This is a genomic window from Devosia sp. 63-57, assembly GCF_001899045.1.
GTDB classification, from domain to species: Bacteria; Pseudomonadota; Alphaproteobacteria; order Rhizobiales; family Devosiaceae; genus Devosia; species Devosia equisanguinis.
The window spans coordinates 1,040,397-1,053,466 of sequence record NZ_MKUY01000005.1 but is presented as its reverse complement, the minus strand read 5'-3'; the positions used below and the strand labels follow the sequence as shown (position 1 = coordinate 1,053,466).

General features: G+C 62.9%; 12 protein-coding genes and 2 pseudogenes. 13 read left to right on the top strand and 1 reads right to left on the bottom strand.

Features of this window, described 5'->3' with window-relative positions; translation table 11 throughout:
- Window positions 1-5: 5 nt before the first annotated feature.
- The 5 genes and pseudogenes from BGO80_RS13305 to BGO80_RS13290 form a co-directional block, all read left to right on the top strand.
- A pseudogene (locus BGO80_RS13305) lies at window positions 6-179 on the top strand (sugar ABC transporter permease); the annotation flags it as partial.
- A complete protein-coding gene (locus BGO80_RS13300; protein ID WP_286723038.1) occupies window positions 179-1,030 on the top strand; it encodes a carbohydrate ABC transporter permease in 852 nt (283 codons plus the stop codon). The pseudogene BGO80_RS13305 and the gene BGO80_RS13300, both read left to right, overlap by 1 nt.
- A gap of 19 nt (window positions 1,031-1,049) precedes the next feature.
- A complete protein-coding gene (locus BGO80_RS13295) occupies window positions 1,050-2,324 on the top strand; it encodes an ABC transporter ATP-binding protein (protein WP_286721855.1) in 1,275 nt (424 codons plus the stop codon).
- Window positions 2,207-2,509: pseudogene (locus tag BGO80_RS19465) on the top strand (beta-galactosidase); the annotation flags it as partial. The gene BGO80_RS13295 and the pseudogene BGO80_RS19465, both read left to right, overlap by 118 nt.
- 21 nt (window positions 2,510-2,530) lie before the next feature.
- A complete protein-coding gene (locus BGO80_RS13290; RefSeq protein WP_502686571.1) occupies window positions 2,531-3,250 on the top strand; it encodes a beta-galactosidase trimerization domain-containing protein in 720 nt (239 codons plus the stop codon).
- A gap of 65 nt (window positions 3,251-3,315) precedes the next feature.
- Here BGO80_RS13290 and BGO80_RS13285 read toward each other — a convergent pair whose 3' ends face one another.
- Window positions 3,316-4,332, bottom strand: coding sequence for an AraC family transcriptional regulator (locus tag BGO80_RS13285; protein WP_286721853.1), 1,017 nt, complete (start codon window positions 4,330-4,332; stop codon window positions 3,316-3,318).
- A 275-nt stretch (window positions 4,333-4,607) separates the two neighbouring features.
- On the opposite strand from BGO80_RS13285, the gene BGO80_RS13280 reads away from it, so the two are divergent.
- From BGO80_RS13280 to BGO80_RS13245, 8 genes are all read left to right on the top strand, one after another.
- Window positions 4,608-5,474, top strand: coding sequence for a sugar phosphate isomerase/epimerase family protein (locus BGO80_RS13280; protein WP_286721852.1), 867 nt, complete (start codon window positions 4,608-4,610; stop codon window positions 5,472-5,474).
- The gene (locus tag BGO80_RS13275; RefSeq protein WP_286721851.1) at window positions 5,471-6,985 is read left to right on the top strand and encodes a sugar ABC transporter ATP-binding protein; all 1,515 of its coding nucleotides are present in this window, start codon (window positions 5,471-5,473) and stop codon (window positions 6,983-6,985) included. The genes BGO80_RS13280 and BGO80_RS13275 overlap by 4 nt, the downstream gene beginning before the upstream one ends.
- A complete protein-coding gene (locus tag BGO80_RS13270; protein WP_286721850.1) occupies window positions 6,982-7,968 on the top strand; it encodes an ABC transporter permease in 987 nt (328 codons plus the stop codon). Before BGO80_RS13275 ends, BGO80_RS13270 begins: the two co-directional genes overlap by 4 nt.
- Window positions 7,965-8,951, top strand: a complete 987-nt coding sequence (locus BGO80_RS13265; RefSeq protein ID WP_126149099.1) for an ABC transporter permease — start codon at window positions 7,965-7,967, stop codon at window positions 8,949-8,951. Before BGO80_RS13270 ends, BGO80_RS13265 begins: the two co-directional genes overlap by 4 nt.
- A gap of 67 nt (window positions 8,952-9,018) precedes the next feature.
- Complete coding sequence (locus BGO80_RS13260) at window positions 9,019-10,149, top strand: substrate-binding domain-containing protein (RefSeq protein ID WP_286721849.1); 1,131 nt, start codon at window positions 9,019-9,021, stop codon at window positions 10,147-10,149.
- A 224-nt stretch (window positions 10,150-10,373) separates the two neighbouring features.
- A complete protein-coding gene (locus BGO80_RS13255; RefSeq protein ID WP_126149098.1) occupies window positions 10,374-11,291 on the top strand; it encodes a sugar ABC transporter substrate-binding protein in 918 nt (305 codons plus the stop codon).
- The gene (locus BGO80_RS13250) at window positions 11,288-12,064 is read left to right on the top strand and encodes an ATP-binding cassette domain-containing protein (RefSeq protein ID WP_286721848.1); all 777 of its coding nucleotides are present in this window, start codon (window positions 11,288-11,290) and stop codon (window positions 12,062-12,064) included. Before BGO80_RS13255 ends, BGO80_RS13250 begins: the two co-directional genes overlap by 4 nt.
- Entirely contained in the window at window positions 12,054-13,064 is a 1,011-nt protein-coding gene (locus BGO80_RS13245) for an ABC transporter permease (protein ID WP_286721847.1), read from the top strand. Before BGO80_RS13250 ends, BGO80_RS13245 begins: the two co-directional genes overlap by 11 nt.
- The last annotated feature ends 6 nt before the right edge of the window (window positions 13,065-13,070 follow it).

The following is a 13,070-nucleotide window of genomic DNA, read 5'->3' as shown; positions in this document are numbered from 1 at the left end:
CGCCGGGCGGCCCGTTCGGCTCGTCGCAGGTGCTCGCCTACCAGATGTACGAGCAATCCATCTTTTCCTATCGCTTCGGTTATGGCGCGGCCATCGCCACGGTTCTGTTCGCCATCATGCTGGTGTTCATCCTGTGGTATCTGGGCCGGATCATGCAGGCCGAAGATCGGAGCGCATGATGTATCCACGTCCCATTCCCAAGACCGCACGTGGCCTGCGCGCCGCCTATATGACGCTGGTGGTTGCCATCCTGCTGCTTTGGCTGGCGCCCCTGTTTGCCATCATGCTGACCTCGGTGCGTGCCGCCAGCGATATCGCCACCGGCAATCTGTGGGGTTGGCCCACGGCATTCGGCCTCGTCGACAATTATGTCGGCGTGTTCACCCAGACACCGATGGCGCGGTTCTTCGTCAACTCCCTGCTGATCACCGTACCATCCGTGGTATTCGTGCTGGCGCTCTCGACCCTTGCCGGGTTTGTGCTGTCGAAATTCACCTTCCGCGGCAGCATGGTGCTTTTCGCCATCTTCATCGGCGGTAACTTCCTGCCGGCGCAGATCATGATGATCCCGGTGCGCGACCTGATGGTGAAGCTGGGGCTCTACGACACCACCTGGGCGCTGATCATCTTCCACACCGCGTTTCAGACCGGGTTCGCCACCCTGTTCATGCGCAACTTCATCGCGGCGCTGCCCAAGGAACTCTTTGATGCGGCACGTGCGGAAGGCGCCTCACCGGCACAGATCCTGATGCATGTGGTGCTGCCCCTGGTCCGGCCCGCACTGGCGGCCTTGGCCATCCTGCTCTTCACCTGCATCTGGAACGACTATTTCTGGGCGGTGGTGCTGACCATCAGCGACAGCGTCAAGCCGGTGACGGCGGACCTGGCCAATCTGCGCGGGCAGTATGTGTCCGCCTGGAACACCATTTCGGCAGCCACGGTTATCGTCGCGGTACCGCCGGTCATCATGTTCTTCCTCATGCAACGTCACTTCATCGCCGGCCTCACCATGGGCGCGGTGAAGGGCTAAGGCGAGAAAGCGAGCAATCATGTCCAGTCTCGAACTCCGCAACATCGAAAAGCGCTATGGCGCCTACCATGCTTTGCGCGGCATCAACCTGACCGTGGAACCCGGCGAGGTTATCGTCATGGTCGGGCCCTCCGGTTGCGGCAAGTCCACCCTCCTCAAATCCATCGCCGGTCTCGAGTCGATCGACGGCGGACAGATGATCATCAATGGCCGGGACGTGACCCACGCCGACCCGGGTGACCGTGGCATTGCCATGGTTTTGCAGTCCTATGCGCTCTATCCGCATATGACGGTCGCCGAAAATATGGGCTTTGGCCTGCGCATGGCACGCCGTCCGAAGGCGGAGATCGAGGCCGGCGTGCAGCGCGCCGCCAAAATCCTGCGGCTGACCGATCAGCTCGACAAGCTGCCAAAGCAGCTTTCCGGCGGCCAGCGCCAGCGCGTTGCCATCGGTCGGGCCATCACCCGCTCGCCGGAAGTGTTTCTCTTCGACGAACCGCTTTCCAATCTCGATGCGGCGCTGCGCACGCAGATGCGGGTGGAGCTCTCCACTCTGCATGCCCAGCTCGGCGCCACCATGGTTTATGTCACCCATGACCAGGTGGAGGCCATGACCATGGCCAGCCGCATCGTGGTGCTCAACCAGGGGCAGATCGAGCAGGTCGGCTCGCCGCTCGACCTCTATCGCAACCCGGACAATTTTTTCGTCGCCGGCTTCCTTGGTGCGCCGCGGATGAATTTCTTCGAGGCCAAAGTAGAACGGCTGGAAGCCGGCGCAGCCGTGCTGACAAATCCGGGTGCAGGAAGCTTTTCCATAGCCCTGCGGCCCGGCGCCAGCGTGTCACCGGGTGAAACGGTGACCGTGGGCCTGCGGCCGGAAGACGTCGAAGTGGGACCTCAGGGGCGTTTCGCCGCGACCGTGCGACTGGTCGAGCATCTTGGACGCGAGAGCATCCTTTACGCCGATGCCTCCCCGCGTGTTTGCGTGGGCTCGGACACCGGCACCAGCAACATCACCGTCCAGCTTCCCGACATTGCCGCGATTGCTGCCGGCGATGCCGTTCACCTCGGCTTCGATCCAGCGTCGGCCACCTCTTCGCCGGCGCCGACCGCCGCACCATCAGCCTGCCCAAGGCCTGACGATTTGACTGGAGACTATTCGCGACCAAAAAGACCCTGGCTGCGCCTCTTTCTGTATGGCGTCCGATCAATATCGACACCTTCCTGCTGGGCGCCCCGCATTATCCAGAGCATGTGGATGAAAGCTATTGGGAGCGCGATGTCGAGCGTATAGCTGCCGCCGGCTTCAACAATGTCCGCCTTGGCGAGTTTGCCTGGCACATCTTCGAGCCGCGCGAGAACAGCTTCGACTTCGATCTTTTCGATCGTGCCATCACGGTGCTGGCCAAACATGGCATCAAGACGATCATGTGCACGCCCACCGCGACGCCGCCGCGCTGGCTGACCTATCACCCTGAAGATGACCTGAGCCGCCTCAAGGTGCTGCATGTGCCCCATTGGCTGATCTGGAAGCATGATTGGACCGATCGCATCCGCGCCTTTGCCGAGGGCGGTGGCACGGTGATCCTTACCGCGCGCACCGGCACGCGAGACGAGAACAATCACATTATTCGTGATGCCGCACCGGGCCGGTCGCTTGCCACGCTTGCCGGGGTGACGGTGGAAGAATTCGGGCGGCTGGCTCCGCCCGATGGCGACGGCCTGTTCGAACTCGGTGGTCGCTACGGTGCCAATGCGGTGCGCCAGCGTTTTCCCGCGGAGTCGGCGCAGCGGACATACGCGCTGAAGGTCGGCAACCAGGACGTTGCCGCCGCTCACATGTACGAACTGCTCAATGTCAACGACGGCACCGAGGTGATCGCCAGCTGGTCCAATCGCTTCCTGGAAGGCCAGGCAGCGATCACCTGCCGCACGGTTGGCAAGGGCCGCATCGTCTATGCCGGCACCTATCTCACTCCTGCCCTCATCGACACGCTCATCGCGGGCGAATTCGAAAGGGCCGGTGTAACGCCTTTGCTGGCCGACAAGCCCGCAGATATCGAAGTGACCTTGCGCGAGGCCGATGGGCGCCAGCTGCTCTTCGTGCTCAATCTCTCGCACGAAGCACGCAGCGTTGCCAATCTGCCCGCGGGTGAGGCCTGGTCGGGGCAGCGTTCCGCACCGGCGAAGTGGCCACCCTGCCTGGCCATGAATGCCTGATCCTGGCTCTGGCCTAGCAAACGCCATCGCCCGCCTGGTGCCTTGGCGCTAGGCGGGCGATGACTTCAGCGCCGGCTCTCCTGCGGCGTCAGGCCGAAGCGGCGCTTGTAGCAGGTGGCGAAATACTGGCTGGACGTGAAGCCCGCCTCCAAAGCAATTTCGGTCACCGAGACATTGGCGCGTTCGCTCAGCCAGCGCTTGGCCGCTTCGAGGCGGATCATCTGCAGATAGCGCACCGGCGTCATATTGGTGATCGCCTGGCAATGCTGGGAAAACTGGGTGCGTGACAGGCTGCATTCAGCCGCCATGTTTTCCAGTGTCCAATCCTCGTCCAAGGCATGCGACAGGCGATCGAGGAATATCTGTACCGTACGCTTGGAGCTGGCGAGATCGGCATCGAGCTGGGGCGACTGGCTTTCCAGCTGTTCCATGAACTGCAACAACAGTGTCGAGATCGAGAGCCGCATCCGGGTTTCGCTGCCCACCACATCGTTGCCGGCAACAATCTGGGCGATGTCGTGGAAGGTGCGCGCGACCTCGCGGCTGGCCGTCAATACATGCTGCTCGTTGCGCGACAGCAGCGTGGTGAGCCGGTCGATGTCGCGCTCCGACCAGGCCATCCAGTCGGGCCACAGCCAGTTTTCGTGCGGGCGGCGCACGCCGACGTCGAACAACACCCAAACGATCTGGCTGGCACCGACATGCGGATCGCCGAACTGGTGCAATTGCCAGGGGCGGACCACGAACATCTGGCCTTCGCTGACCTCGTGGCGCTGGCCGTCGATTTTGAGGATCATGCTGCCGCGCGCCATATAGGCGATCTTGACCCCCTCATTGCAGTGCTCCTTGAGGCCCCAGTCCTGCATGCGCGCCGCGTCCCAGCCGCCGACGGAAAGCACCTGCGGCAGTGCATCACCCAGGGGCCGTCCGGGATATTTGCGCCGCGTCCAGGCGCTGAGCACCACCTTGCCAGCCAGCGAGGCCTCATACAGATCCGAACAATTGCCCGCATACATGAGCGCACCCGGCTCGGTGAACACCGCCGGCCGCAACAGGGCTCGCGCCTTCGCCTCTGCATTCATGCCTGATCTCCCCCGTATAATTTTTACCAGTGTGCGTTTTCGAACGCATCGCCATTTTGCTTGCGCCATGATGCACATGTTCCGCAGCCAACCGCAAGGTGGGTTTGGAACCGCCAGACACCCGAAAATGCGGCAGATCAAGCTGCGCCATGGGTGATGGCTATTGGAGGACATGAGCGCAACGCCGCACAAGGCGACGTTCGTTTTTTGCCAAAGCGATATGCAACCCATGATGTTGCACGCACTGGCAATGACGACAGGCGCGAGGGGGAAGCATGAAGCTCGGCATCAATCTGCTGTGCTTGACCGATCTGGTGACGGAAGCGCATCTGCCGATGATCGAAAAGATCAAGGCGGAAGGCTATGACGGCGTGGAAGTGCCGGTGCTGTCAGGCGATCCGGATCACTATGCCTGGCTTGGACGCGCGCTCGACGCCATGGGGCTCGAGCGTTGCACGACCTCCATTATCCCCAGCCCCGATGTCAGCCCGATTTCGAACGATGCGGAGACGCGTGAACGGGGCCGCCACCATCTCGACTGGGCGCTCGATTGCGCCATCGCCCTCGGGGCGCAGAGCGTCGGCGGGCCCATCCATGCCCCGATCGGCCATTTCACCGGTGCCGGTCCGACCGAGAACGAGCTCGCCTTTGGTGCCGAGGCTCACCGCGCCCTTGCCGAGCGGGCACAGGCCAATGGCATCTATCTCAGCCTCGAACACCTCAACCGTTTCGAGACCTATTTTCTCAACACCACCAAGCAATGCCGCGACTATGCGCGCCGCGTTGATCACCCGGCCTGCCGGATCATGTACGACACCTTCCACGCCAATATCGAAGACCGCGACCAGGTCCAGGCCTATGAGACCGTGGCGCCGCATGTGGGCATCGTGCATGTGTCGGAAAATGATCGCGGCATTCCCGGGCGTGGCCATATCGATTTTCCCGCCATCCTCGGAGCGGTGCGCCGCTCCGGCTATGATGGCTGGGTTACGCTGGAGGCCTTTGGAGCTGGCCTGCCCGCGATTGCCGCGGCCACCCGCGTCTGGCGCCCCCTGTTCCCCGATTACGAAACCCTGTTTTCCGAAAGCGCGGCCTATATCCGCCGCACCTGGGATGAAGCTGGCGCGGAGCGCACAGCATGAGCGAGGCGCCCGTTATCGAGATGCGCGGCATCTCCAAATCCTTCCCCGCCGTCAAGGCATTGAGCGGGGTCTCGTTCACCTGTCGTCGCGGCGAGGTCCATGCGCTCTGCGGGGAAAACGGCGCCGGCAAGTCGACGCTGATCAAGATCCTGTCGGGCGTCTATCGACCTGATGCGGGTGAGGTGCTGATCGAGGGCCAGCCGCAACAGTTCCGCCATCCATTGGCCGCACTCGAGGCGGGCATATCGGTTATCTATCAGGAGTTCTCGCTGCTGCGCGAACGCACGGTGGCGCAGAACCTGTTTTTGGGGCGTGAGCCCCGGCGTCACGGGCTGATCGATGCGCGGGCAATGGATGCAGAGACGCGCCGTGTGCTTGGCCTTTTCGGCATTCGTCATGGCATTACCCCTGATACGCTGGTGGCCGATCTCGACGTCGCCAGCCAGCAGATGGTCGAGATCGCCAAGGCGCTTTCGCTCAATGCCAAGGTCATCGTCATGGACGAGCCAACCGCCGCCTTGAATGAGGCGGAATGCGAAGTGCTGTTCGCTCTGGTCGAGCGGCTGCGCGCCTCCGGCACGGCCGTCATCTACATCACCCACCGCATGCGCGAAGTGACGCGACTGGCTGACCGCGTCACCGTCATCAAGGACGGCACCGTCGCGGCCAGTTTCGACCACATGCCCACTCCCGACGCCATCGTACGCGCCATGGTAGGCCGCGACATCGCCGCCTATTATCCGGAACCAGCTGCCGCAGCGGACATTGGCGAGACTGTGCTCAGCGTCAGCAATGGCGGCAATTCTGCGCTGCACAACATCGACCTGCAGTTGCGCGCAGGCGAAATCGTCGGCTTTGCCGGCCTGCAAGGCGCCGGGCGCAGTGCCCTGGCCATGGCGCTGTTCGGAGCCAACCCGCTCACCACCGGCAGCATCAGCCTCCACGGCCAAGAGGTGCGCTTCGGCTCGCCGCGCGACGCCATACGCGCCGGGATCGGTCTGTTGCCCGGCGACCGCAAGGGCGAGGCGCTGGTGCTGATGCAATCGGTGCGCGACAACGCCATGCTCAGCGCCCGCAGCTTTGCTGCACTGCTGGGCAGACGCGATGCCAATCGCTTCACCGATCTTAAGGGTATGGATGCGCTGCTCGACAGCATGAAGGTGCGCGCGCCTTCCTATGAGCAGGAAATGCGCTTTCTCTCCGGCGGCAACCAACAAAAGGCGCTTGTGGCCCGCTGGCTGGCGCTCAAGCCCAAGGTGCTGATCTTCATCGAGCCGACGCGCGGCATCGATGTCGACGCCAAGGCCAGCATCTATCACCTGATGCGCGATATGGCGCGAGCCGGCACGGCCATCATGATGGTGTCGTCCGACCTGCCCGAAATTCTGGGCGCCTCGGATCGCATTGTGGTCATGCGTGAAGGCCGCATCGCCGGCACCTTTGACCGCACCGCCACCGAGGCCGAGTTGATGCTGGCCGCCACCGGCCAGGCCCAAGGGGTTGCGGCATGAGCGAGATCAGCCAGTCTTCCAGCAGGCCACGCCGCCTGCGCTTCGACCGCCACGCCTCGGCCATTCTGCTGGTGGCCGCGAGCCTGCTCTATATTGTGCTGATCGTCGCCCTGGGACAGACCCGGTTCCTGACGCTCGACAATCTCGTGGCCATCCTCGGACGCTCGATCACCCTGGGCATTACCGCGATCGGGCAGACTTTTGCCATTCTCGTTGCCTCCATCGACCTCTCCGTCGCCAGCCTGATCTCGGCGTCGGCCGTGGTGACATCAGTGGTGATGAATGGCGATCCGGCCATGATGTTCCCGGCCATATCAGCAGTTCTGGCGCTGGGGGCGATTGTGGGGCTCATCAACGGGCTGGTCATCAGCAAGCTCGAGGTCAATCCGCTGATCGCGACGCTCGGCATGTCGCTGATCATCCAGGGCGTGCTCTCCTATTACTACAACAATTTCGCCGGCAATGTGCCCGCCGAGTTCCAGATCTTCGCCTATGGCGCGGTGGGGATCGTGCCCTATTCGCTTATCTTCATGTTCGTGCTCGCCGGCCTCGCCTGGTTCGTACTGCGCTTCACCCGCTTCGGTTCCAATATCTATGCCGTGGGCGGCAATCAGGACGCCGCCCGCCTGGCCGGCATCAACACGGCGCGCGTCGTCATCGGCGCCCATGTGCTGTGCTCGCTCTGCGCCGCGATTGCCGGCATCTACCTGGCCTCGCGCCTGCGCTCCGGCGCACCCTGGATCGGTGCAGAGGGGGTTTACGACCTCGAATCCATCGCTGTCGTCGTCATCGGCGGCACCGTGCTGGCCGGTGGACGCGGCGGCATCTGGGGCACCATGGCCGGCGTCATCATCTTCTCGCTGATCGACTCCATCTTCAACGTCCTCGGTGTCGATGCCTTCGTCAAACAGGTGCTGCGCGGCATCATCATCGTGGTGGCCGTTGCCTTCTATGCCGCCCGTTCAAGGAGGCCGGTGGCATGACCCAGGACGTTCTTTCCCAGGGCGCCGAGCCGCGCCGTCGCCTGCCGCAGATCAACCCGGTCTACATACTCGTCGTGGTGCTTATCCTGGCCATCGTGGTGATGAACCCGGCCTTTGGCGAGCCCACCGGTTACATGAATTATCTCAAGCGCGTGGCTGCGCTCGCCATTCTCTCGGGTGGCGCGCTCTATGTCATCATCTCGGGTGGCTTTGATCTCAGCGTCGGCTCGACCATGACGCTGACTGTCATCGGCTCCTCCATGCTCGCCAGCAACGATCCCAATTCCACCTATTGGATCATTCCGCTGATGCTGGGCATTGGCGTGGTGATCGGGGTCATCAACGGCCTGGTGGTCAGCTATTTGAAAGTGCCCTCGCTGATCGCGACGCTGGGCATGATGATCTCGCTCAATGGCGTTGCCTTCATGTGGTCCGGCGGCGCACCGCGGGGCTATCTGCCCGACACCTTCCGCTTCTTCGGCCGCTACAACATTGCCGACCTGCCGGTTATCAGCATCCTGCCCATCGCTGTCATCTGCCTCGTGGTCTTCGGCGCCATCCTGTGGTGGGGCCTACATCGCACCAATTTCGGGCGCCTGCTGCATGCGGTGGGCGACAACCAGCAGGCGGCGCGCCTTGCCGGCGTTCCGGTGGAACGCATTCGCATCTCCGCCTTCGTCGTCTCTTCGCTCACCGCAGTTTTGGCGGGTGTGATCCTCGGCGGCCGGGCCGGCGTTTCGGTCAATATCGGCTCGGGTTTCGAATTGCAGGCCATCACGGCCGCGGTGATCGGGGGCGCACAATTGCTCGGTGGGCGCGGCTCGGTGCCCGCCACCATCGCTGGCGCCCTGGCGCTCGAAGCCATCTTCACCCTGCTCAACCTCCTGGGACTGGCGCAGCCGGTCCGGTTGGTGGTGCAGGGACTCATTCTCATCGGTGCCGTGGCTTTCGCCACCTATCAGCGGCGACGCGGCGGCCGATGAGCGCAGGCGCGCGGCCCCCGGGCTGCCCGTCACAACAAGGTCTGACAATCTCACGAGGGAGGATACCGTGAAGAAAACCATCCTGGCAGCTGCCGTTCTGGGCATGCTGACCGGCGCCAGCTTTGCCCAGGCGCCGAATTTCGATGACCCGGCCGAGTTCGCCAAGCAGCGCGAACAGCTGACGGGCGCCTTCAACGGCCCGGCCGACAAGCCCTACCTGCAATATGCGGGCGAGGCGATGGTCGACACCTCCGGCTTCAAGAAGGATGCGCCCTGGACCGTCTGCTTCTCCAATGCCGGGGTCAACAATCCCTGGCGCGTGGTCGGCTATACCGACATGACCGAGGAAGTGAAGCTGCATCCCGAGATCGGCACCTTCACCCATGTCGACGCCGAAGGTTCCGACGACAAGCAGATCGCCGATATCGACGATCTCTTGGCGGGCGGCAATTGCGATGTGCTGATCGTCTCGCCGAACTCCACTGCAGCGCTGACTCCCGCGGTCGAAAAGGCCTGTGCGTCCGGCCTGCCTGTTATCGTCTTCGACCGCGGTGTCACCACCAATTGCCCGGTGACCTTCGTGCATCCGGTGGGCGGCTACGGCTTCGGCATCCAGGCAGCCGATCACGTCATCGCCAATGTCGCCTCGGGCGGCAAGGTGTTGATGCTGCGCATCTCGCCCGGCGTCGACGTGCTGGAAACCCGCGCTTCGGGCGCCCGCAACATGTTCAAGGAAGCCGGCCTCACCATTCTGGGCGAAGAGTTCACCGGCGGCGACAACGCCAAGACCAAATCGATCGTGGAAGACTATCTGCAGCGCGGCGCCATCGACGCGGTGTGGATGGATGCCGGCGCCACCGCCGTTGCCGCTGTCGAGGCTTTCGAAGACCAGGGCTTCGATGTCCCGGTGGTCACCGGCGAAGACCAGCAGGATTACCTGCAGAAGTGGCGCGATGTCGGCTTCAAGGGCGTCGCCCCGACCTACCCGACCTATCAGTGGCGCACGGCCATCATCGCTGCTGTGAACACGCTCAAGGGCGAACAGGTCCCCGGTCCGGAATGGGTCCTGCCCCAGCCGGTGATCACCCAGGACGTGCTGGACCAATACATCAACGAAAAAATGCCGCCCCTGCACTATGCCATGTGCGGCTGCGAAGACATGCCGAACTACCCCCAGGCCTGGGGCGGCAGCCAGTAAGTCCTTCCCAACGAGGACCAAGGGGCGCCTTCGGGTGCCCCTTTTTTGTTTTTGCACCACACGCCACGCACTGAGACGTCGCCTACGGTCAATTAGTCCAACTAATTTGACACCGTTGGAGATCACATCGGCACTCATCGGCTAATTAGTCTGCTTTTTTGGCTTGCGCGTGTCAAAAAATTGTAATTAGTTTGCTCCCGGCGGTTTCGCCAAGGGAGGAAATCATGAAATTTGGTCGCTGGGCGCTGTCCGCCCTGATTGCATCCGCATGCCTGTGCGGCACGAGCTTGGCGCAGGATCAGCTGAGCATTGGCTTTGCCAATCCGCTGCCCGCCTATCCGGTCTGGGCCGAGGCGGACAAATGCTTCAACGACGCCATTGCCGCTGCCGGCATCAAGGGGCAAACTTCGGGCCCGACCGGCCTGCAGGTCGACAACCAGTTCGTGCTCGACCGCATCTCGCAATATATCGCCACCGGCTCGAATGCCCTGATCGTCGTGCCGATCGACGGGCCGATGTATGAGCCGCTGATGAAGGAAGCCAAGGAAAAGGGCATGTGGGTGGTCACCCTGAACACGGGCGACACCACCTCTACCCAGGATGTGCAACTGGGCACCGACTACGCCAATCAGGGTGCACTGGTCGCCGAGAACCTGGCCAAGCGCGAGGGCGAGCAGAACGTCATCATCGTGGGCAATCAGCCCACCGGCGTGCACCGCGTTTTCGTGGACGGCTTCCTCAAGGGCGCCGAGGCCTATCCGAACGTCAAGCTGGTGGTCGAGGCCTATGACCAGGGCGATCCGGCCCAGACCGTCGACGTGGTTTCCCGCGCTCTGACCGCCCATCCGGAAGCCAATGTCGTGCTGTCCTGGGAAGGCAATATCGTCTCCGGCATCACCACGGCCATCAAGGAAAAGGACCTGGTTGGCAAGGTCGTCGCCGTGGTCAACGACATCACCCCCGAAGTCGTGGCCGGCATCAAGGAAGGCACGATCTACGGCACCAGCAAGCAGAATTTCTGCGGCATGGCCTCAGGTGCCGTCGATGCCATCGTCAAGCTGTCCAAGGGCGAGAGCGTGCCGAAGAACATCGACACCGGCATCACCTTCGTCACCTCCGAAAACCTCGAGGCAGAACAGTGATCGCTGAAGCGGTCCCCCACCATCAGGCCACCGGCAGCAATGCCGGGGGCCTTTCGCTCTCGGGTATTTCCAAATCCTTCGGTCAGGTCCAGGCCCTGACCGATGTCGACCTCGAAGTGGCCCCGGGCGAAATCCTGGCGGTGGTCGGCGACAATGGCGCCGGCAAGTCGACGCTGATCAAGACCATCAGCGGCGTGCACCGTCCCGATACCGGAACCATCGTGGTCAATGGTGAAGCCCGCCAGTTTCGTTCGCCCGCCGATGCCCGCCAGGCCGGTATCGCCACCGTGTTCCAGGACCTCGCTCTGGTCGAGGTTCTGGATGTTGCCACCAATATGTATATCGGCCAATTGCCGCGTCGCGGCTGGTTCGTCGACCGCGGCCGCATGGAGCGCGAGACGCGTTCTTTCCTCAACGAGCTCAAGGTCACCGTAAAGTCGGTTCGCACGCCGATCGGCATGCTGTCGGGCGGACAACGCCAGATCGTTGCCATCGCGCGCGCCATGCGTACCGGCGCCAATGTCATCTTGCTCGATGAGCCCACGGCAGCTCTCGGCGTCAGGGAAACCGCCCACGCCGCCAATCTCATTCGCTCGCTGCGGGACCGGGGCTGCGCCGTCATCTGCATCAGCCATGACATGGGCTTTGTGTTCGATGTGGCCGACCGCGTGCAGGTCATGCGTCTTGGCCGCGTGGCTGGTGTGCGCAGCATCAGCCAGACCGATCGAAATGAAGTCATTTCTCTCATCACCGGAGCTTCCGATGGCAAGTAATGCCGACGCTGTCGCAGCGACCGCTTCGCTGGATTCGGAAACCACTGCGCGTGGCCGTCTCACCGGGCTGATGCAGAATGGCGGCCTCTTTGCCGTCATCATCCTCATCGCCATCATCTTTCAGATTCTCAACCCGGTGTTCCTGAGCCAGGGCAATATCATCGAGATTTTCCGCTCGGGCGCGCTCTATTTCATCGTTGCCTGTGGCGCCACCCTGGTTCTGGTCGGCGGCGGGCTCGACTTTTCCGCGGGCGCCGTCTTTCCGCTCGGGGGCATTGTTGCCGGCGGGCTGATGCTGGCCGGGCTCCCCTGGCCGCTGGCTCTGCTGCTCGGGGTCGGAGCGGGGGCGCTTGCCGGCGCCATCAATGCGCTGGTGATTACCCGGTTCGAAGTGCCGCCGCTGATCGCCACCTTGGGGTCGTTCTTTGCCATTGGCGGCGCCATCACCGTCTATACGGGCGGCACCAATCTCTTCGGCTTTCCGGACGCTTTCAACGTGCTGGGCCAAGGTCGCCTCTTCGGCATTCCCTTCCTCGTCTACTATGCCGTCATCTTCGGCATCGTGTTCCACGTCCTGCTGGAACACACCGTGTTCGGCTACGAAACCCGGATTACCGGCGGCAACCGGCTGGCCGCATCGGCCAATGGCGTGCGGGTGAAACTGCTCGATCTGCAGCTTTATGCGCTTTCGGGCGCCACCGCGGCTCTGGCTGGCATCATGTTCATGGCGCGCACCAGTACAGCCTCGCCGGCAGCTGGCGGTTCGGCCCTCACCTTCCAGGTGATCACCGCCATCATCATCGGCGGTACCAGCCTCTTCGGCGGCACCGGTTCTATTATCGGAACGGCGCTTGGCACGCTTCTGTTTGCCGTGCTCAACAACGGCCTGGCTGTGGTCAACGTCAATCCGCTCTACCAGAACATCTTCATCGGGGTCATCCTGGTGGTCGCGGTGGCCTTTGACCAGGTACAGCGCAAGCGCCGATTCGCGCGGCGTTAGAAGGGG